Annotated in this window: 9 protein-coding genes, 1 tRNA gene and 3 pseudogenes; all 13 read right to left on the minus strand. The window is 56.8% G+C overall.

What is annotated here, in order from left to right:
- Positions 1-10: 10 nt before the first annotated feature.
- Positions 11-253: pseudogene (cas2e, locus tag H3T90_RS08880) on the minus strand (type I-E CRISPR-associated endoribonuclease Cas2e); the annotation flags it as partial.
- Positions 253-1,239, minus strand: a complete 987-nt coding sequence (gene cas1e, locus H3T90_RS04035; RefSeq protein WP_408610688.1) for a type I-E CRISPR-associated endonuclease Cas1e — start codon at positions 1,237-1,239, stop codon at positions 253-255. The pseudogene cas2e and the gene cas1e, both read right to left, overlap by 1 nt.
- A complete protein-coding gene (cas6e, locus tag H3T90_RS04040) occupies positions 1,236-1,925 on the minus strand; it encodes a type I-E CRISPR-associated protein Cas6/Cse3/CasE (RefSeq protein WP_198229674.1) in 690 nt (229 codons plus the stop codon). The genes cas1e and cas6e overlap by 4 nt, the downstream gene beginning before the upstream one ends.
- Before the next feature lie 9 nt (positions 1,926-1,934).
- A complete protein-coding gene (gene cas5e / locus H3T90_RS04045; RefSeq protein ID WP_198229675.1) occupies positions 1,935-2,732 on the minus strand; it encodes a type I-E CRISPR-associated protein Cas5/CasD in 798 nt (265 codons plus the stop codon).
- Between the two features lie 7 nt (positions 2,733-2,739).
- On the minus strand, positions 2,740-3,888 hold the full coding sequence (gene cas7e, locus H3T90_RS04050; RefSeq protein WP_198229676.1) for a type I-E CRISPR-associated protein Cas7/Cse4/CasC: 1,149 nt from the start codon (positions 3,886-3,888) through the stop codon (positions 2,740-2,742).
- A 103-nt stretch (positions 3,889-3,991) separates the two neighbouring features.
- Positions 3,992-4,582, minus strand: coding sequence for a type I-E CRISPR-associated protein Cse2/CasB (gene casB / locus H3T90_RS04055; protein ID WP_198229677.1), 591 nt, complete (start codon positions 4,580-4,582; stop codon positions 3,992-3,994).
- Between the two features lie 149 nt (positions 4,583-4,731).
- Positions 4,732-6,564, minus strand: a complete 1,833-nt coding sequence (casA, locus tag H3T90_RS04060; RefSeq protein WP_198229678.1) for a type I-E CRISPR-associated protein Cse1/CasA — start codon at positions 6,562-6,564, stop codon at positions 4,732-4,734.
- Positions 6,565-6,642: 78 nt separating this feature from the next.
- Positions 6,643-9,774, minus strand: coding sequence for a CRISPR-associated helicase Cas3' (cas3, locus tag H3T90_RS04065; protein WP_198229679.1), 3,132 nt, complete (start codon positions 9,772-9,774; stop codon positions 6,643-6,645).
- 726 nt (positions 9,775-10,500) lie between these two features.
- Entirely contained in the window at positions 10,501-10,995 is a 495-nt protein-coding gene (locus tag H3T90_RS08885; protein WP_198229680.1) for a DUF4145 domain-containing protein, read from the minus strand.
- 455 nt (positions 10,996-11,450) lie between these two features.
- Positions 11,451-11,942: a holo-ACP synthase gene (locus tag H3T90_RS04075; RefSeq protein WP_232350558.1), complete on the minus strand. Its 492-nt coding sequence runs from the start codon at positions 11,940-11,942 to the stop codon at positions 11,451-11,453.
- A gap of 329 nt (positions 11,943-12,271) precedes the next feature.
- A tRNA-Gly gene (locus H3T90_RS04080) sits at positions 12,272-12,345 on the minus strand.
- Between the two features lie 657 nt (positions 12,346-13,002).
- Positions 13,003-15,945, minus strand: a pseudogene (locus H3T90_RS09105) (beta-ketoacyl synthase N-terminal-like domain-containing protein); the annotation flags it as partial.
- Between the two features lie 176 nt (positions 15,946-16,121).
- Positions 16,122-22,368: pseudogene (locus tag H3T90_RS04085) on the minus strand (fatty acid synthase subunit beta domain-containing protein); the annotation flags it as partial.
- Positions 22,369-22,387: the final 19 nt, after the last annotated feature.

Below are 22,387 nucleotides of genomic sequence, written 5' to 3' on the forward strand. Positions count from 1 at the left end.
GAGTCAATCCTTCACAGTCGACTGGGTCCCAATCCGAGCGATGCACCTTGAAACCCAGATGCTGCTCATTGCGGGCGGAATAGACCATAATGGCCTTGCCAGTTCGGATTTGCCCTGTGATGCGTTCCCAAAGTCGATCCCGGACCCTAGCGGTCACGTGGCCCACGAAAACCCCGGATGCTATTTCTAGGAGCCATCGAGTCAAATCCCCACGCAGGCCCACTGGACATGCCGTCAAAACGACGACCACCATCAGTTCATCCCCTCCTCTTCATCTGCATAGGATCTCCCAGCTGGAACCGCACCAACCTTCTCATCCCAAAGCTCCAAGGTCTCGCCATCTTCATCAGAAGACGAAGAGACAGGCGCTCCAAGCAGTCGTGGAATGTCACGAGCCATCCGTCGCATAAGCGAGAGGTCATAGACAGCATCGCGCATGGCATGCCGGGTGGCTGACCCGATGTCGTCGGGCTGCTTTGCAGTAGTCTTGAAGGCTACAGGAATCGATATTTCGGCCTTGTATAGATCAGCCACATCATAAACAAAGGAGCGCTCATGGCCCACATGAACGAACCCTAGGCCTGGCGAGCACCCAAGGGCCACGATCACCGAGTGAGCGATTCCGTACAAGCAGGTATGAGCAGCCGACAGGGCCTTGTTGATCTCGTTGCCGGCATCGAAATCCTCATGATCATAGGTTCGCTTGTCCCACGGGACACCAGTCAGTTCCGACCAGTGACGGTAGACCTGTCGAATTCGAGCGCCTTCACGCCCACGCAGCTGCTGCATGGTACAAGAACTGACATCTTCATTGAGGAAGCGCATCTGGTACATGGCCCTCGCCACAGCCAACCGCTTGCGGGTGTTGGAGACCAGCGCCGCCTGCCTTTGCAGAAGAGCAGCCGAATGCGTCAGAGGACGACCGAAGGCATACATCCTCACACCGCGCTCCCCCACCCATACCACGCTGGCACCGTTGTCACCGATAACCACCATGGCCTGATGACTGACGGTGGTGCCAGGACCCAGCATGAGCACACCCAGATTGGCTGCAGGCAACCGTATAGTCCCGGTATCCCTGGTGACCGCGATGGCATTGTCCTCGCGAGTGATAACGCAGTGCTCGAAATAGGCGAACGAGAGCCTATCCTCGGCCCGCACCAAATCACCCAATTCAGGAGGGGGACTGCCGGGAATCTCGGTTCTCCCGGCAGCCCCCATGGACTGGTCCCTAGTCATCGGATCGGAGCCACCGTCAGCATTCCGCAGCCGAAGCTCTTAGCCCTGCCGATGCCCTGCCGCAGGCAACGTTGAAAAGCTTGAGCATCAGTTACACGGAGCTGTCCATCGAATTGGGCTGTGACCAAGGTGACCTTGCTGTTCCCGTGAGCGAACTGCTCTTTGCGGCGCTGGGAAACAACACAGGATAGTCCAGCCTCCTCTTCAGAGCTGCCTAGGAGGGCAAATCCGTTGCGCTCGCTGCTTTTCTTCAGCCATGACAACTGTTTATCTATAGTGACATGGCCCATCACTTTGCCGACCACTGCAGGATTTGGCCGTTTCCCCAAGTCCTTATAGACCTTTCTTGCAGGATTAGCCCGCAATCTGAAAGCCCACTCCTGTCCCTTGGCTATATGAGTGATCAAGGGCTCGTAATCCTTCACCTCCCACTCGGTTCGGGTAGGCCAACCAGCCTGCTCAACAATATGGGTGAAGTCAGGACGCTCGGGGCTCACCACATACAGCCAGGTCGAATCCCCATCACGCGAGAAATCCAATCGCCACAGGATGCGCCCCTCATCGCCACTGCGTACAGCACTCGGAGGGAAAGACTTCTCAACGGCGGCATGAAGCCGGTAAGGCGAGGAGATCAGTTGCTTGGCCGCAAACCGCGCAGTGTTCAACGGTATTCTGGATATATACATGCATGCCTCCTAAAAGAACGACATCGGATCATGATCCAGGACGGCTTCAGCACCTTTCTCGTCAGGATCCGGACCATCCGGGTTGGGAATCTTATAGCGATTGACTGTACGGACCGCATACTTGCGAGCGGATCCGAAACTCACCGGAATGTCGACCTGGGAAGAAATCACCCCGTTGCCTGCATCAGGGGCGCAGTCCTGATCGCAGACTACTTCCAGCTGACGGCCCTGATGGCGCTTTTTGTACCAATCAGCCGCTATCCATGGGTAAGTACGCAAAGCCTTATCTATACGCTCTTCTTGCACCAAACCAAGCGATACAGGATAATCCGGTGGGCAGGCCCTGCGGCCCAAATACAAAGACCACCGAGGATGACGCAAGGCCTGGTCTAAACCTTCCAGAAGCGCAGAATCTGCACCTAGCGCCACTAGGAATTTTGCATCTGATAAGTAGTACCGATGAGTAACTAATCTGTTGCTCTTATTTTTCTTGGGTTTTTTCTCATACCTGAAGCTTCCCTCTTCCTCGCTCACTTCAATTTTGACAACATGATTATTGGCAGTTTGCTGTTTTTGCTCCGCAGTCTGCATATCATTAACCAACCTTCCCGGTTGATCGATGCGCACCCCAAAATGCAAACGTAACAAATCTTCGATTTCGTCGCCACGAAGCCGGCCTTGTGCCGAAGCTAGCAAACCAATTATGGCACTTTTTGTAGGCTCTGTACCGGTATGTCTAGTCTGGAAACGCGATGAGCTCCCCCACGATTGCAATGGCCCGGCCAGACGCAGTAACAACACGCTCATGACTATCCTAACGACTCTGCTCGTGCTGTTTCAGCTCATTCTTCGTTTCAGCATCAACTTGATTGATCAAAGTCGTCAAACTAACCAAGTTCTCAGTCGGCTCCAAATCCTCCGGTGAAACAATGGTGCTGGTAACCCAAGTATGCTTAGGCTTCTCATCATAAGCCTTTTCAATCCTATGCAACTCGTCAATCAGTTGGAGACAGGCTATCTGAGTTATTGATTTATCTTCGCTAGCTTTCACAGGCTTTTCAAAGGCTTCCACTGCGTTGATAGGCTGATTGTCTCGAAATGCAACGATGCATGTCTCAGGCAGAGTCCTGTTACCGTATGAGTTCTGCTTACCAGTGGGCATCGATCGAATGAAGGCTTCCACAAAAACTGAAGCTGCCTTTGACGTTACTTCTATATTACCCAGCTGTTCTCGCAATGCGGTAAGATTCACATTTGCGTAGCGGTAAAGAGTAGATGAGTTGAACCCAACTGAATCCATCATGGCCGCTCCTGCGTTATCGTTTTCAGAGCAATCATCTTTCGCAGTGAAAAAGTCATACTCCGGCCTGATCGCATCTACGGAAATGGCATGGGCAACTTGAGCACTGGCATCTGTATTCAAATCGGGGGCATCTGCCAGCATGCGACCGAACAGAGCGATATCCACCGCCTGTTCATTATGAAATATGTCCGCCATCTCCTTTTGCATATCAGTATCGAGTTTCTGCGTGGGTTTCTTGCCTTGATCCATCCATTCCAAAGCAAGTGCAGCCAATCGCTTTATTTCAGTATTGGCGAGGAAGACCAGGTAATCCGTAACCGGTTTGCCGCTTGCCGCTCCAGCCCTCTTGGAGGGTTTGGTCTTTATACCGATAGCTTTCAATACCGCAGACGCGTATTTTGATGCCTTTTCTGCAGCGCACTTAGGGCGTTGTTCTACCATGGAGTCCACAATCAACTGAACAGCATTCATAGTCCGCTTCCCTATATGGTCTTTGCCCATACGCACACAAAATGTGTGCCGCATAGCCCTCTTCCATGCCTGGCTAGAAACTCGAGAACGCAAAACACCTCCATACAAGGCTGTTTTAGGATTGCCGGTCTCGTCTCGATTAATGTTGCTCGGAGGAACATTCTGAATTGCATAGATATCCATGTACATGGCATCTTCTCCTTATTCTTGTTTTATCTATCAGCTTTGTCTTCAGCCCTTGATCTCTTATGAGAGAACATATAGTTGAACTGTATTTGTTATATAACGGCGATTATTCTTCTGAAGATCGGTCCTTAGCATTTGTCTGATTTACCTGAGCATTGAAATACTCACGAGCCCACCTATCAAAGACCGAAGAACAGCTATTAGGAAATTGCAAATCATACAAATCGCGAGCGAAGCTGTTGTAGTCTAAAGAAACACTCTGGCCCCGCATCATGCGTATCAATGAATATAAATGATGCCTAATATTGTCAAAATCAGGGAAATCCTCCATGGACTGCAATTGTTTGAGGATTGGGGTGACTTTCGACCCTAAGTCGTCTTGTTTCCCATCTATTTCAAAGCAGGCATGACCAAAACTATGCAAATTTTGCGGCCCAACATTGTTGGCCTGTTCGGACATGGCTCCGGTTGCATCCATACGGCCGGGCATCCACGCCATGGCTTCAGATTTTGATTGCTGATGCAGTGCATACACCTGCAGTGAAGTAGCGATGGCTCTGATTTCAGGTTTTATATAATAATCGCTTTCATCGGTAGGATCACCCAAGGTCTCTCGCGGCCAATCACTGTATAAATCAATACCCACACTTAACCATCGCACCGCTCCGGTATCCAAGCCTTTCCTCAACAAAGCCATGCGGCCCCTAGCGTCGGAACTGGAACCAGAGATATATGCGGACTGCAGTCTTCTAATTTTCTGATTAACATACTTGCCTAACGCCCTCCTCCGATCACTGCGAGTCGGGACAGATGAAGCACTTCTGCTCGTATTCGATTGCACCATAATTAGCCCTCCGTATCTTTTTTGATGGTGCTATGCCTATCACTTGGAAGAGGCCCCAAATAAACATTCAATTTGTGTTTGAACCGCATGAAAAGAACAGCAGCTGACAAACTTACCGTTTTTTTCTTCTTGCGTTCACCTTTGGTCGTCTTCGACGAACTCCGGATATATTTCGAGGCAAACGAAGGGGCTGAAGCATTTTTGCGACATTCCCAACCTATTTCGATTAAATTACGATGTATTGCGTCATACCATTCTTGTCTGTAATCTTCAATATCCATCACCGGGGTGTAATCGCTGATCCGCTCACGGAACAAAGAATCCAGTGATTCATATGCTCGTTCTTTAACAGCCTCGGAAGCTATTTTGTATCTTTTTTGCTGAGACTTAGTCACCGAATCTTCATTGGCCTGATTTCCGGACGATTCTTCCAAACAACCAGCCATTTTTGCCAATGCATCGACTGACTTCTCAGTTTGCTCAACTGCGTTCACGATTACATCTACTGCTGCAGAGTCTAATCGGAACAATTGCACACTGGCATCAAGATAATCGTCAACTGAATCGACATAATTTGCTTGATATTGCCCATAGGTCATAGCTTGAGTGTGAATGCGGGCCAACTTAAGAATGCTACCAGAAGCTTCATCGCCGAGACAACCATTCACCAGCAGGTATTCCAACCATTTAATGACTCCAGGGCGAGTATCCTCGCTTTCACCTGCACCGTTATTACCGGCACTAATCAATGGTTGCAACTGTCTCCATATAGCTTTGTCGGCTGTAAACGTTACTGGAACGCGCGGTAAAGTCGGCAATTGTAACTCTTTGCGTTTTTTCTCAGTTCCATATCTCCAAGCTGACATAGGCTCCAGTGAATCCATGTTGTGTGCTTGTATGACATCACCGTAGCAACTGATGACTCCGATTACATTCCGTCCAGATTGATCCGGTATCAAGCGAACTCGGCGAGATTGAAGCGTAAGCAAATCAACTATTCCGCTAAGATGATAATGATCATTCAAGTCGGGACCGGCGGGTTCTCTCTCCCAAGCCGGACGATCTTGAGGATTACCAAACCAGATATCTTCCCTTGTTCTTCTATATGGATTAAACAGACACCAATTCAACATAAGTGTACGGAACAAGGAATCTTGCTCAAGGTAAACACAGCCTAAAGCTCCCAACCATCCTGTTTGAACCTTAGACTTAGGGGCGACCACTTTCCCACTCGTTACATGCGTCTCCCCTACTACCGGAGATTTGTTGCCCGCTATGTCAAATGCTTGGAAAAACAGCAGCCAGCGCGCCGCTTCCGCTGAGGACAGCTTTTTTAAATCGTTTCGAGGACGCATAGAAAACACGAATTTATCAGCCTTGGGTACGTCACCCTCAAGCTCACCTACACTATCAAACTCTTTCTTAGCCGGGTATGATAATCCTGGTGTTTGATAAAAGGGATGTTTTGCGTCAAATAAATTGAAGCGATCATAGAATTGATTAAAATAATCCAGAATTATTTGCTTGTTAAAATGTCCTGCCTGCCACTCTCTTTTCCACAGTTTTCGAAGATCCGATATATTAACTTCACCCGATCCAGGACCACAATTTCGGCCATAAGCTCGATACAGTACTGCCACAAGCAGTCTCAGCAAAGGCAAATCCTGATTAGGCATATCATTCGCGAACTTCTTGATCTTATGAGCATTGACTAAAACATCACGAAGAGAAACCGCACTAGCACAACCGTCTGTATCAATGACGTTTATCCAAGGTTCTTCCAGGAGATTGTATTTGGGCCTTCTTTCTTCGGCCGCTTCACCGATATCGTGCATTGATGCATACCTCCTTTGACAAATTTCACCCATCTCTCAGCCAGCGCAACAACTGCGGACTTCAAAGGTTGACATAAGCTAGCTCCTTTCACCACTATCAACAGCCGCCGTGGTGAGCCCTTCTTCTCGAGAATATCCGATCTGAAAACCACCTATCGTCGTGGTGTACAACATTTTATCTGAACCATTTAAACTCACTTCTTTGAGAACCAATAGATGACATCCAAGTAACAAAGTTGAATCACACCAAGCATTAGTTAGGTCTCTTGCACGTTTATCTACTTCTACGAGTAAATCCCTAGCCTTTTCGCAAACGGATGGTGGAAGTCTGACTGCAGATTGCAGTATTAGTTGTGCCAGAAAACTGCTGGGTTCTTTGTCAGTAGGCACCGGAGACCCGCATGGAACATTCTCACTCCCCACCCAAGGCAATAGAGCAATACCATCGGCGCATTGACGTAAAAGAACCACCTCCACAGAATCCTTCATATCCCTAACAGCTCGTTGAGCTTCCTCATCAACCTGCGAATCTACAGTTTTGTTAAACAAATCCACCAGTGTCCTCGACTCATCATCGACAGCAAAAGCGGAATCTGTGATTAGATAGGCGTTAGCCTTATGAATCTCATCTTTTTCATTCTCAGCGCGACGCTTTACACCAAAGCAATACTTTTGTCGCCATTGCTGAGGTATTCGCCGTGCAACTCTTTTCTGTTCGTAGGCAGTCCGCACCAATGAGGCAATATCACCAGGAAGATTCAACTGACGGTGAGCACCATTCGCATGCAAGCACAGCACAGCGAGGCCTTCGAGTAGAGAAGCAGGCTCATATACGCTATCCACACCGTCTGAGAATGTCGGTCCGCCTGCGGCCCAGGAACCAATGCCTCGCAGATAACAGAAGGCCCTCTGCAGACCGGTTGGGCGGTCGCTCTCTTCTTCTCCACGATGATGTCGATGCAGACGGCCCATACGTTGCAGAAGAATATCAATGGGAGCCACATCAGTTACCATAAGGTCGAAGTCAATGTCCAAGGATTGTTCCAAGACCTGAGTGCCCACTACGACTAGCCTGCGTGGGCGTCTGCCATTTGCCAGAGTCGCGTTCGGTCCCAATTCCTCCCGCAATCTCCGTTCGTTATCCATGCGATCCCGATCAATGAAGCGTGAATGCGTCAATCTAACTTCAGTTGGATCGAATACCTCTGCCAAGGCAGAAGCAGTTAGCTGAGCACGCCTCACAGTGTCACAGATCACGGCCGCACAACCGCCATCGGCTAGCCTCTCCTGTAGTAAGTTCGTCAGATGCTCAATATCGTCATCTATAACCTGGCAGTCAATGTCGACCGAACGGCCCGAAGGTCGCACCTTACAAGTTCGTCGATTTATCCCCGACGTATACGTGATGAGCGGATAGACATCCATACCGGCCGAGTCGACTAATTTGCTAACTGCTAACTTCTGTCCATCGGAAATACGCGCGTTGGCAGAATCATCCTCATCGGCAACTGCGGAACGGTGAAGCGTGCATCCATCCCGCTTTTGGAAACGACCCGATCCGTTGATCACAGACGCATAACCTTTCAGATAAGCATCGACGAGCTCTTTACGCAATGATGTGGGCAGTGTCGCCGATAGAAGAATGACCGGGGCATGGAACCCTCCCAGCCACTCCAGTGTTCGCTTGAGGTATTCACGCATGTATGTGTCGTAGGCGTGACATTCATCGATAATCACGACTTTGTTAGCTAGAGCCAGTTGACGTAGACTTACATGCTTCATCTCTAGTGCAGCCATAAGGACCTGGTCTACGGTGCAAATCAGGAAATTTGCCAGAACGCCTTTCTTCCTCCCATGGAACCAATCGTTAACTACCGCCTCAGGGTAAGTAGGCCGATATGAAGTTCGGTGAGCAGCAGAAGTAGAAACCTGCGGGTTGTCATCGTCAAAAATTGATGAGGTAGCAGTGCTTGCAGCTGAAGTCCCCATCGACATAAATTCTTTATTGAGAGCTGCCTTGCTATGCCTGAGCGAAGTGGATTTTTCAGAACGACCCGCAGGCTGCGGTAAGTGGTCAATCCAGCTCTTACAGCGTGAGAACATGGCATCCGTGGTGGCCATAGTAGGCAGAGCTACACATACACCTCCTCTGCCGGTCCGTTCCGCCAAGATTTCCGCACAGGCCAATGCAGCCTCGGTCTTTCCCTCGCCCATGGGAGCCTCAATGACCATGATTCCGGGTTCAGGAGTCGTTTCCGCCAGATGTACAGCCTGCTCCTGCACTGGCCGCGGATGAGCACCAGGCGGCAGCTCGAATCTAGACGCGAACCGCTCTTCGACGCCGATCTGGTCATGAACTGGCTCCCACTTCGGTGTCAGTTTGAGATTTCGCCAACCTCGCTCCTGTCGAGCCTGCAAACCAGCCTTGGTACGCACTGAATTAGCCAACTCCTGAGCTTGCGCATCATTGTTCTGAGGATTAAGTGGAACCAAGGGGAACAGTTCATCTTTGCAGTTGCTGGCAATCCAGTCGGCCATGATGACCAACCCCTCAAGCACTGACTCAGCATAGATTTTTAATCTATGTCCAGCTAATCTGGCGAAGTCGTCGTCGGTTAGTCCGCACTGATTCGCGATGAACTTGATCAATTCGCGCTGAACTGCCACCCAGTCCTCGTAACCTTTGGCAACTCCTATTCGCACATCCTCATCGGACTTGCGCAGAGCCACCAGCTTGGGAGGTTGACCATGGTGACCCCCGACGACACAGGCGTAGGATCTGGCCACGGCCTGATCCCAATGCTGAACCTTGGTCAAATACGACTCCAAGATCCGTTGGCCTGCTATGGAGTGGGTTGGTCTATTCAGTTCTGTCAGGGGACGCTTTGGAAATTTCAGCCCCGCCTGCTGGGGTTTCTGCTGTAACGAGAGACCCCGCATACCCGATGCATGCGTCAGGGGCTTGCTCTGAAAAACTGGAGTAGCCTTGCCGACATCATGAACACCAGCGATAAACATACTGACTTTACGCGCCAGTTCAGGATCACCGATATCACGAATGATGATCTCCTTGGTGCCAGAAGGCACCCATTCAAACCAGAGACGTTCAGCGACCGCCGCAGAGTCACTCAGATGCACGAACAGCTGTAACCAGAAACTATTATCCTTCCGGTTCGTCTTACCCCAAAGTGACATGGCCTTGACGCTCAAGCCCAAATCCGAAGGTATCAATTCAATCAACGCCCCCGCCGTTTATGTTTCAGTGACCTCGTCCATCGAGATACATCATTGAAGTACCAGTTCAAGTTTACAACCATAAACAAGCGGAGTCCTTAGGGACATATTGTTTTAGATCATCATCCTACAAGTTATATGCTGTCCTTCTATTTAGGAGATACTCGAAACCAGCATGAATGCATAGGATTGTCCTTAAGCTTGCGGACAGCAACGAACTTAAAGGACTGCCGCTTCTTTATTTGCATTGTGCATATTGAGAAATCGGTACCTTTGAATATTAGACGTCCCGCGCGTACCGCTTAGATAATCAATTGCGAATAAGTCTATTCAGAGTTCGCTAAAAACGACACCAAAAAATATGTTCCGGAATATTTTTACTTTCGTAAAATGCTTGAAAAGTCTGTACCAATGATGCTTTCATCTGCAACTGAATCAATTGAGAACAGCAATTGGCAGCCAACCGACTAGGTCAATGAGGCAATCATCAACGAAACAAGTAGCTCTAACATCCTATAGTAATTGGTTTACATCAATATCAATTCCTTTATCGGCAACCGCTGTTAAGCATATAAACGTATTCGACTCAAACAAAGCCATTCCTAAAACTCAGGCACAATAGAGGCTGCAGCCATCAATGCTTATCAAATGAGCCATAGCATCTTCTTATCAACACAGCTCATAGGTCAGTTTTACGCATAATCAATCTTTGTGCTTTCGAGCCTTTCGAAGTTCCTGACGTCTCAAAATAGCTTTGGGCTGCTGGTACACATAGTCCAGTACTGAATCGAGAAAGCCAAGAATATCTGTGGAATCATCCACCGTTACTGGCGTACTCAAATCACCATGAGCCATTTCATTACCTAATAGCCGAATCTCATCAGCCTCATCTGCCAGTTGGTCCGTGATGATGTGCTTCTTGGCCATCTCTTTAATTTTCCCGCATAAGGTTCCTTCTGTAATCCCCTTATCTTTCGCAGTGGCCTCTAATGCTGTCCGTGCCATGAGTACTGCTGCTCTATACATAGATATCGAAGCACACGAGTATGCTTCAGAAGCAGCAGAAGCAATAAACTCCGGCACATCCTCATATTGCTTGCCCACTGATTCGAATGGAAGCCAAGTATGACGCACATATTCTTCCTCTGCATCCATTGCATCTAGGGGTTTACCCCCATTTACGATCACATCGTCCACCGTCTCCCCTTCAAGAAGACAAATTGAAGGCCACCCACATTCTCTACAAACCATAAGAGCAAACCAAAAGATGGGATCCTTTGTAAAGATTTTTGACCGTTGAGGTTTACCTACAATATCCATTCCCGCATATATATGGCAATGCCAGCATTGTCTTGAAGCCATACCTAAATATTATGGCACAAGACCATCCCCGCTGTTGAGAAGAACGTACATCGATATAGTGCTTTAGTAAAATAAAAAAGCTAATGCAGTAAAACTATTGTCCTCACATCCGCAATAAAACCAGCACGGGAGTATTACCTCTCAGCCACCATGCTGACTAACCTAACAATCACGATAAGACACACCAATCTCATTAAGATCATGGCTCTAAACACTGATGTTCCCGCTTAAACGGTCGCCGAATTCAGCAATACACAATTCAATACAGTCTCCGATCGCTAGCCTCGGATTCAGACACACCTGCACAGAAGCACAACCGCCGAAGCCACCGGTCCGTCATGGCTGAGAGCGATGTGCCAGCATAACTGCACCCGATCGATCTGACCACCGGTCAGAGACAAGGAATCGTAAAGCCTAGCTTCCAGGGAGGACTCCAGGTTGACGCTCGGCCGACCCCGGCCGTCGTCCAAGATCTCCACCCCTCTCCAGGGAAAATCATCAAAGCCATAGGGCGATGGCTCAGGTCCCAGCGCCTGCGACCAGGCCTTGAGCACCGACTCCTTGCCGGCCCAGCGCACCGCCAAGTGCGCGGCTGTGTCGTCATGCTTGAGCAGGGCCCGCTGCTGGGCCTGCCGCCGCTCCCGTGGCGAAAACAAGCTTGTCATGCGCGTACCTGGCATAGCCAGCTGCTGGCCGAACTCCTCCAGATCGACCAGATCATGTCCTAACCCCAGCACTTGTCCAAACCCGGCATCATCCATAGGCCCGAGTATGCCCCTCATCGTCCCTCGCAGCAAATCATCCGGTCGGAAATTGAGGATTCCGCCCCCCCCCGCTGTGTCATTGATAGCTAAGTTCCTGAGCGAACGACTGCAGGGGGATAAAGAAGATTTCGCCATATTAGCAGCAGGAGTCACAACGCTGGCATGACGCTGTTGGACAGCTCTGCAGCCACTACCATCCAGCAGTCTCCGCTGTGTACCCTATCGTGTACCCATTTAGCCCGTAAAGTGCCGAATACTGGCGAAAATCACGCTCAGTCAGGCCCGATCCTGACCACTCCAAGTGGTTGAGAAACCCGTCGAAAATCCCGGAATATCAACGATTATCGTGGAGCGGGCGGCGGGAATCGAACCCGCGTAATCAGTTTGGAAGACTGAGGCTCTACCATTGAGCTACGCCCGCGAAGCCGTTGGCTCGGTAAACAGCATAGCACATGGGCCAGCCGGAACATGCGGTCAGTTAATCACTGCGTGATTTTACTCAGTGATAAACCTATGTAGGCATCACTGGGCAGAGCCTTGTACAACTTGGAGTCCCGCCCACAGCTAAAGGGAAAAATATCGGCGTGGCTATGGTGATCGGGCTTCTCGCCATGAGTATTATGACAACAAACCGCAGCCGCAGGAATTCCATAACAGCGGCCACTAACACCAACACTTCGTACGAGTAAGCGGTCGGGCGACTCCCCAAAGACAAGTCCGGCCATTCGGGTGGCCCAGCAATAACCCCAAGTAAAACCTGGGCCACCCATCTACTTTTTATACCTTTTCATGAACAGGATTCAAACACTGTCAGGTTGCAAAGGTCGCCTGCTCCTCAAGCAGCATTGAAGCAAGACGAGGGATGGGATAGCCAAGCCTGACGTACCAGGGACATTTCATCCACTCTCCCGCGAAGAAAGCGATCACCCGAGTGCGAGCAGCTGATGAGCATCCACCCCATAACAAAGGGGGAGGTGAGCCTTTTGGCCCACCTCCCTGATCAGCGCGGTGATTGAGCTCTTACCGATTTCCCATCTCCCACTGCAGAGAATAGGTAACCGGCCGACTCACGCTGCTCTCAGCCCAGGTCGTAGTAGCCGTCGGCACCCAGACGGGCCTGGGGATCCAGCAGCATGGCCTTCTCGACCTCATGGCCCACATACCCGTGGCCGTCCTCATGGAAGCGGCGGTTGTCGATGGGCTCGTAGAGCGGGGCCCGACCCATGCGGCCCTCCTCCAGTCGGCGCTGACCAGCGGCCAGACGGTCGTTGGCCCGGCGACGCCACTCGTCCAGGGCCTCCTGACCGGAGGTCTGGAACACAGCAGCTTCGAAGGCCCCCGGGTTGACGATGACCCCGATGCCGGAGACATGGCCGAAGCCCAGGGAGGTGACCAGTCCGGCCTTGACCCTGCCCACCTTCAGAGGCTGCTCCAGCCAGACCAGATGGTCGTCGCGCCTCAGGACCGGATCCACGCAGTCCAGGGAGGCATTGGCCGGGATGACCCCGGATCGGAAGAGCTGGGTGAGCCCGTTGATCTGGAAGATGCAGGCGCCGCCCTTGGCATGGCCGGTCAGGCTCTTCTGGGAGATGACATAGAGCGGGTTGCCGTCCGTCCGCCCGATGGCGTGGGCCAGGGTGTTATGCAGCTCGGACTCGTTGGGGTCGTTGGCGTTGGTGGAGGTGTCATGTTTGGAGACCACGGCGATGTCGTCGGGACCCACACCCAGCCTGGCCAGCGAGCGCACCAGGTCCGAGTCCTTGCCACCCATGCCGGCGGCCAGAGCCCCCAGCCCGGGTGCGGGGATAGAGGTGTGGGCGCCGTCCGCGAAGGAGTGGATGTACCCGACCACGCCAGCCACGGGAAGACCCATGCGCAGGGCGATGTCGCCGCGGGTCAGCAGGATGGTCCCGCCGCCCTGGGACTCCAGGAAGCCACCACGACGACGGTCGTTGGCCCGGGAGAAGAACCTGGGCTGAATGCCCTTGGCGTACATCTCGGCGGAATCGGCGGTGGCGTTCATGTTGCCGAAGCCGATGACCGACTCCACGCCGATGTCGTCGATGGCACCCGTGACCACGAAGTCAGCCTTGCCTAGGGCGATTTTGTCCGCGCCCTCCTCAAGGGAGACCGCAGCCGTGGCGCAGGCCGAGACCGGCTGGACCATGTTGCCGTATCCGCCGATGTAGGACTGCATGACGTGCGCGGCCACCACGTTGGGCAGAGCCTCCTGAAGGATGTCCGTGGGAATCTCCTTACCCAGGAAGCGGTCCAGGTAGAGCTTGCGCATGGAGGCCATGCCGCCGAAGCCGGTCCCCTGGGTGGAGGCCACCTTGGAGGGATGGACAGCCTGGAGGATCTCCACAGGGGTGAATCCGGCCGACAGGTAGGCATCCACGGTGGTCACGATGTTCCAGAGGGCGATCGGGTCCACATCCCCGACCATGGAGGCGGGAATGCCCCACTTGACCGGGTCGAAGCCCTGGGGGAACTGGCCGCCCACGGTCCTGGACATGGTGGCCCGACGCGGCACACGGATGCGGGAGCCGGGCAGACGGGTGACCGTCCACTCGCCGGACTGCTCGTCGCGGGCGATGCTGGTGTGGTCCGGATCCTGGGCCACGTACTCCTGAGCCATATCCTTGGTGGGCACCGAGAAGGCCACGTCGTGATCCAGGAAGACGTCGACCTCCTCTTCGTTGGTGCCCTGACGGTAGTCGGAGCCCATGCCGTCGTCGAATGGACGGATGCCGGAGCGGGCCACCACCTGGTCGTGGTAGCGCTCGGCGATGTCCTGCTCGGGCACCAGCTCGCCGTCGGTGTCGTACCAGCCCGGCTTGGGGCTATCCTGCCATTCGACCAGGCCCATGTTCCAGGCCAGTTCGAGCACGGCGGCCGCACTCAGGTCTACCTGACCATCCGAGTGGATGCCCATCTCGGCCTCGAAGCGGGTGCGGCCGGAACCCCAGGGACCCATCTCACCGATGGAGACGATGACGATCTGATCCTCGGGACGAGCGGTCACGCCCTGCCAATCCTGCAGATCCACCGGGGCCTGGGCGGGCACCCGGGGTGTGGGCAGAGCCTTGATGACCCGGCCCGGATCTTTGTCTGCATCTGCGGGAGCATCTCCGGACTTCCCGGTTGGAGCCGGTGTCGATGGATCGCCGTCCTGGGCAGCCTCGGCCTTCAGGGCCTTGAGGTCCAGCGGGCTGGAGCCCAGGCCACCGGTCAGATCTGCCTTAAGCGGGGCCTGGAGAGCCTGCTGGCGGACCTGCACAGTGCACAACTCCAGCAGGGAATCGGCCATCTGCCTGGTTGAGTATGTGTGAATGCCGTGGCGCTCCACCACCTGGACCAGCGGATCGTTGCCGCCCATGAGTCCGGTGCCACGAACCCAACCGATCAGCGGATGGGCGAAGGTGACCCGACCGGACCAGTCCTGCTCGGGGCGGGACCGGTTGACGATGGCATCCAGGGCGGCCTTGACCTCTCCATAGGCTCCGTCGCCGCCGAACATGCCGCGGTTGGGCGAGCCGGGCAGGACCACATGCAGACGGTGGTCGACATCGGTATCCGCCCCGATGCCGGCGAACCCGGCGATCTGGCGTTCCAGGCTCCAGAGCATGAGCCGGGCCTGGGACTCGAAGAGCCGGCCCGAGTCGGCCATGGTCCCGTGCATGGCGGGTGCTGCGAAGGGCAGCAGTAGGGTGGGCTCATAGGCGGGCTTGAGCACGGTGGTCGTGGCCCCCGTGGTCTTGCGCTGCTCATTGCCGACCCAGTCGACCAAAGCGTCCACATCCCGGTAGCTGGACAGGTTGGCAGGAACGATCCAGAGACGGGCACCGCCCACGGCATGACGGCGGTAGAGGTCGCGGGCCCAGATGACGGTCTGCGGCTTCAGGGAGTGGCAGACGGCGATGACCGTCGCCCCGCCCTCCAGGAGGCCCGCAGTCAGAGATCCTGCGATGGACTTGGGGGCCACGCCGGTGACCACGGCCACGTCCCTGGCGAACCGTGCTGCGGTCTGGTCCGAGTCGGCAGGGGTCATGGCCTGATCGGCGATGCCGCTGAAGACCCGGGCCAAATCCTGCTCGCCGCGTTTGCCTGCCTGGTTGGCGTACCAGACGGCCTGATCGTGCACCTCACGTCCGGCTCCTACGAAGCTCAGGCGACTGCGGTCATCATCATGCTCGTGGTAGATGTGAGCCAGATCCTCTCGAGCGCTGGCCCAGCGGTCGTCGAAGAGGACGGCGCGCGAGGCCTCGAACCGTGGTGCCACCTGCTCGGGCCAGTCGCTGCCCAGCTCGGCATTGACGGCGGCCACAACGGCTACATCCTCATTCTCGCCAGGCTGGACGGTCGGAGGCTTAAGCCCCAGTTTGTCCAGGAGGAAGCGGGCAGTGGAGGCCAGCACACCCTCAGAGCCGGTCACCTGGGCTGCGAAGGCATCCAGGGCAGCGGAGTCGACCACGGCACCGCCAGCGGCACCACCTGCAGAGGGCATGGAGACCGTGACACCGTGACGCTGGGCCACCTGCTGAACGGCCTGGTCAATCAGCGCGTTGGCCGCAGGCACTGTGGAGACGGCTTCAGTGGGCAGGAGCGCCAGATCACCGCCACGCGAGGAGGCACCCTCACGGGTGTCCAGGACCAGACTGGCCACGGTGGCCGAAACCCAGCCTGCACCCAGCTGCCAGACATCGGAGACCCGCTGTTCAACCTGCTGCAGCTTGAGGCCGGAGGGGCCGAAAAGGTCGCGGATGCGCTCACGCACGATGTCGGAGAGCACCGGGCCAAAGGGCCGATAGTTAGGAGCCACCTTGTTCACCAAGGCGCTCAGATCGGTCATGCTGGCCTCGGCTGCACCATCCACGCTGGCCACACCCAGCTCCGAGCTGATGTCCATCAGCAGCTGGTTGCGCCTGGAGGAGACGCCGTTGGTCAGGGTGTCGGTGGTGTCGGTCTGCCCGATCTGCTCGGGGCGGATCTTGGTGGAGTAGGCCAGCAGGACGGCGATGGCGTCCGAGGCCTTGAAGGGCAGGTCGGCCACCTCGGCACCCGACGGACCGCCGGTCGCCGGGGCAGGGGCAGGAGCAGGAGCTGAATCCTCGGCTGCCGCAGGGGCAGGAGCCGAAGCTGGAGCCGGATTCGATGCCGGGGCGGGCGCAGCAGCCTGAGCAGGTTCAGGGCTGGAATCCTGGGCCGGAGCTGCGGGCTCCTCCTCCACTGTGGCCATGGGATCGGTATCGGTCAGATAGACCCGGCTCTCGTCCCTGCCCAGGTTGTAGACGCTCACGTGACGCTCGCGGAAGTCAGGCAGCTTCAGGGTCTTGGTGCCCAGGTTGGCCAGGGTGGGTGAATGGCCCAGCCCCACCTCAATCAGCTGCTCCACGCCCAGGCCGCCCTGTTCAGGGGCGTCGAACATGATCGCCTGGGTCTCGATCCAGCGCACAGGAGAGGCAAACTGCCAGGAGAGCAGCTCAGTCAGCAGCAGACGACCCAGCTTCTGGTCGTCAGCCGCATACTGGTCCCAAACCTGCGGATCGTCCAGAGCCTGCTTGATGCGTTCGGAAGGAACCACCTCCAGGATGGAGGCCGCGAACTCCTTGGTCATCTGGAAGGGCCGTGCAACCAGGTTGGGTATGTAGCGGCCCTCCAGGCGGGAGTAGTCAATGTGCTCGGGCAGCAGGGCGTCCAGGGTATCGCGGAACTCGGGTACCCCCTTGCGCAGCAGGGTGGAGTGGAAGGGTACGTCGATGCCTGGCACATACATGAAGGCCGGCTTGCCGCCCGCCTCCTTGGCCCGGCGGTTAGCGTCGGCTCGCAGATACTCCAGACCGGCGATGGTCCCGGCCACGGCATACTGCTGGCCAGCCAGGTTGTAGTTGACGATCTCCAGGAATTCGCCGCACTCCTTGGACACGGACTCCACATACTGCTTGACGCCGGAGTCGCCCACGCCGAACTGGTTGGGACGCAGGGCACCCATCCGATAGTTGCTGCGCCCCTGCTCGTCACGTTCGATCAGGGAGTGCATGGTGGATCCACGGTGGAAGACCAGCTCCAGAACCGTCTCCAGGGACATGACCCCGGCGAAGGAGCTCAGGGCGTTGTACTCGCCCAGGGAGTGGCCGGCGAAGTAGGCGGGCCAGATGTCCATGCCTGACTCGCGCAGGCGGGCGGTCTGGGCGAAGGCCACGGTGGCCAGGGCCACCTGGGTGAACTGGGTCAGGTTGAGCAGACCCTCAGGATGGTGGTAGGTGACCCCCTTGGCTGTAAGGGTATGCGGGTTGTCACGCACCACGGCCAGGATGGAGAACCCCAGCTTGCTGCGGGTCAGGGCATCGGCACGTTCCCAGGTCTCGCGTGCGGCCGGAGACTTGGCCCGCTCGTCCAGGACCATGCCCTGTTGCTGGATCCCCTGGCCGGGATAGACGTAGGCGGTCCGTGGGGCGCGGGCGATGGCCGTGCCGCGGGAGACCAGCTGGCCGTCGATCCTGCAGGTGACCTCCAGGACCAGGCCGCCATGGCGAACCTTGCCCACACGCTCCAGGCTGATCTCCACCTTGTCGCCCAGCTGGACCATGCCGTACATGTTGTAGGTCCATCCGGCGATCTCGTAGTGGACGCCCTGCTCGTCAGTGGCCTGGGCCGCGTACTGGGCGGTGGCCGACAGCCACATGCCGTGCACCAGCGGCGCAGACAGACCGGAGACCGCCGCTCCTCGCTTAGACGTGTGGATGGGATTGAAGTCACCGGAAGTGCGTGCGAAAGCGGTCATGTCCTTGGGGGCGGTGACGGTGACGCGACGCAACAGCCTGCGGGGTGTGTCCACTGTGTCGGCTCGGATGCCGCCATATTCGGGAGCCTCCTGGGGCAGCTGGTCGCTGTAGGCGCGGCCACGGATGGCGAAACGCTCGACCTCGCGGGCCAGCACGGTTCCGTCCTGGGCGGCGTGGACCACATGGATGGTCACCACCCGACCGGAGGCTGACTCCTGGTAGGGCTCGGCCCAGCTGGTCAGTTCAATCCGCTGGCCGGTGTGCTCCAGCAGGCGCTTCTCGCTGACCTCCAACTCGATCAGATGGTCCAGATGGACCGCGTTGAGCAGTCCCTCGATGATGGGGAAGCCATCCACATAGACGGATCCCAGGGCTGCGTAGATGGCCGGCCAGGCCGGACCCACCAGAGCGTCGGGAGCGAAGCCGGAGGGGATCAGCGCATCGGGCAGGGCGCCTCCGGTGGCCGCCTCATGGTCGAAGCCCAGGTTGGCCGCCAGTGTGTAGCCACTGTGGGCCAGACCGAAGGGGTGGTCCTGGTCGTCATCGTCCTTCTCGATGACAGGCATGGCCTCCAGCTTGTCGCCGGTGATAGTGGTATTGCCGATGCCGGCTGTGTCGGCCAGCATGTCGTAGACATCCTTGGGCAGGCGGCTGCGGTCGACCACCGGGAAGAGCCCGACCTGGTCGCTCTTGAGAGTCAGTGGCACGACGATGTCGCGCACCGCATGCCGGTCCAGACCGCCGTCAGGGTCGTCATCCCAATAGGTGTCCAGGTGGATGTCCAGATCGTAGTGCTCGCCCTGGTCATCCTGGCCGGTGGCGGTGATGGTGTAATTGGGGTCGTCCATGGCCGTGCCGTAGGCCGGATTGGCCATCAGGTGGCCCACCCAGGAGATGTTAGGGCTGCGGCGGATGAACTCCTGTGCGTCAGCGGCGCCTGCCAGCTGGCTGTATACCTTGACGGACCCGTTGCTCAGGTCTCGCACTCGGTCTATAGCCGCCTGTTCGAACCGTCCCAGAATGGAGGCCACCGGCTCGTCCACCGTGGTAATGCCCGCCACGGAGATGGGTCCGGGGATGGCCCTGACCGAGTCGGCACCGTAGCGGGGATCCTCGGACTGCCAGAGCTGATCCTGGCCCCACCAGCGCAGCAGATCGTTGTCGATGACCGGCACGAAGGGCATGGGCTTGGGGTACTCGCGCACCAGGACGGGGAACCAGGCCACGTCGGTGGGCACCACCTTGAGCTCGGCTGCCTGGGGATAGGCCTCGTGCAGTCGGCGAAGTGCCTGCTCGGGCTCGGCCACATCCTGCCTGGAGGCGAAGATGGAGTCGAACTCGCCGCTCTGACGCTCGCAGACACGGGCCTCAATCCGCCGCAGCAAGTGCAGGAAGCGGTCGATGTAGGTGTCGTCGGCCCAGGGGTAGGCCAGGTCGGCGAAACGTTGGGCCCAGTCCTGGTAGGTCATGGTCTCCAGATCGCCGAAGTAGGGCTTGGCGGTCTTGTTCAGGGCCTCGATGATCTCTGCGCGGCGGGTCTCCAGCTCCTCGGGGTGCTTCATGACCCGGACTAGCAGGCGGCCGCACTCGGCGGAGGAGTTCTCCATCTCGTAGATGTCGGCGTGCAGATGGCTCAGGCCGGAGCCCACGCCTCCCACGGACTTGCCGCTGGGCACCCACTTCTCGCCCATGGGAGCGAAAGGATCCGGATCGGGAGTCGAGCTGTCGATGCCAGGGGTGGCCACCAGAGCCCGCTTGATCTCAGGATTGGTGTGAGCCTCCTTGGCGGTCATGGCCGCTGTGCCGATCATGACGCCGTCCACGGGCATGTCCGGCAGGTTGTAGGCGCGGGACCACTGACCACTGATGTAGTCGGCCGCCCGCTCAGGGGTGCCGATGCCGCCGCCAGCCACGAGCACGATGTTGGGGCAGGCACGAACCTCGGCATAGGTGGTCGAGAGCAGGTCGTCCAGGGACTCCCAGGAGTGGTGGCCTCCTGCGGCCCCGCCCTCGACCTCCATCAAAATGTGGGTGGGGGCGACCTTGCGGGCGATGGCCACGACCTGGCGGATCTGGTCCACCGTGCCGGGCTTGAAGGCCACGTAGGGGAAGCCCTCCTCGTTGAGCTGACGGATCAGGGTCACGGCCTCGTCCAGCTCGGGAATGCCGGCAGAGATGACCACACCGTCGATGGGGGTGCCGGAGGCGCGCTTCTTGGGCACGATGTGCTGGCTGCCGAACTGGAGGTTCCACAGGTAGCGGTCCATGAACATGGCGTTGAACTCGACCGTGCGACCCTCCTGCAGCTGGTCCTCCAGCTGGGACACATGGCGGTCGAAGACCTCGGCAGTCACCTGGCCGCCGCCGGCCAGTTCGGCCCAGTAACCGGCGTTGGCGGCTGCAGCCACGATCTCAGGCTCCACAGTGGTCGGGGTCATGCCGGCCAGCATGACCGGGGGCTTGCCGGTCAAGCGGCTGAAGGCCGTCTCCACCCTGGGACCGGCGGGGGTCTCAAGCAGACGGGGGGCCAGCTTGGACCAGTCCTGGGTTCGGGCCGGGTCCTCCTCCATGGTGGACAGCTGCGCGCGCCGGGCCTGATTGGATGCTTCGACCACGCCGACACCGGTGCCCTGGACCAGGTTGTCCACCAGCTTGCCCAGGGTCTCGCCCGGGCCCAGATCCACCAACCAGAGGGATGCGGCATCCTGCTGGTCCATGACCTCGGCGATCCGGCCGGCCCAGTCGGCGTGGTTGAGCAGAACCTCCTCAGCCAGAACCTGGGCACGCTCGGTGTCCAGACCGCAATGGGAGGCCCAGTCCACGCTCAGATCCACGGCTTCCTTCATGAGCGGGGAGTGGAAGGGCAGGGTCACATCCAGGTACTCCAGAACCGGCGAGAAGGCGGTTCCACCACGAACTTTGTCTTCGCGCAGTTGGCGCTGGTGCTCGCTCTCCTTGCCCGCCTCGATGGCAAAGGCGGCCAGATCCTCCGGATAGCCGGACAGGACCAGGTTGCGATCCGAGTTGGTCACGGCCACGCTGATGGGGCCGCGAGCGCCAAGCACCCGGTCGACCAGAACCTCCACCTGATGGCGGGTGGCCCCGCGCACCGAAAGCATAGGGGTGGCCTCACCCTGGCGGTGGATACCCAGACGACGGGCCTGACGAGTGCCAGCCGTTCCAATCAGCATGGCGGTGGCCAGAATCTGGTCAATGGCACCCTGAGCGGCCTTGAGGGATCCGGCAGCCTGAATCTCCTGAACCATGTGAACGCCGATGATGCCCTGAGAGTGCCCCAGCAGGGCCACCGGACGGGCCTGGGCCGCGTCGTAGCCCAGCTGGTCCATATCCATGAGGGCACCCAGCTGCACCAGGGCGATGCCGGGCACGCTGACCGCCGCGTCGGCGGCCGGCCCCAGCCTGACCGGGTCGGGCCTGTAGCCGAACATATCCAGCTGACGACCGTTGGTGGCCAGCAGGTCGGGCTTGACTGCCCTGAGCAGGTCGGTGGCCGCCGCCATGCGCTCCTTCAGGGCCTTGTCGATGTCGGGATCGCCCTGCAGATCGGCCAGGGCCACGGTCCAGGGGTTGGACTGGCCGGCGAACATAAGCGCGTGCGGCTGTTCAGCGAGACGGTTGATGAAGAATGTACTGGTCATGATGTCCTATTCATAGAGA

Source organism: Bifidobacterium polysaccharolyticum (assembly GCF_016101585.1).
GTDB lineage: Bacteria > Actinomycetota > Actinomycetes > Actinomycetales > Bifidobacteriaceae > Bombiscardovia > Bombiscardovia polysaccharolytica.

What these genes read in the sequence shown, in the direction of transcription:
- cas1e (WP_408610688.1), bottom strand. Translation starts at nt 1,239, where the DNA reads ATGACTAGGGACCAGTCCATGGGGGCTGCCGGGAGAACCGAGATTCCC.
- cas6e (WP_198229674.1), bottom strand. Translation starts at nt 1,925, where the DNA reads ATGTATATATCCAGAATACCGTTGAACACTGCGCGGTTTGCGGCCAAG.
- cas5e (WP_198229675.1), bottom strand. Translation starts at nt 2,732, where the DNA reads ATGAGCGTGTTGTTACTGCGTCTGGCCGGGCCATTGCAATCGTGGGGG.
- cas7e (WP_198229676.1), bottom strand. Translation starts at nt 3,888, where the DNA reads ATGTACATGGATATCTATGCAATTCAGAATGTTCCTCCGAGCAACATT.
- casB (WP_198229677.1), bottom strand. Translation starts at nt 4,582, where the DNA reads ATGGCTTTGTTGAGGAAAGGCTTGGATACCGGAGCGGTGCGATGGTTA.
- casA (WP_198229678.1), bottom strand. Translation starts at nt 6,564, where the DNA reads ATGCACGATATCGGTGAAGCGGCCGAAGAAAGAAGGCCCAAATACAAT.
- H3T90_RS04075 (WP_232350558.1), bottom strand. Translation starts at nt 11,942, where the DNA reads ATGAGGGGCATACTCGGGCCTATGGATGATGCCGGGTTTGGACAAGTG.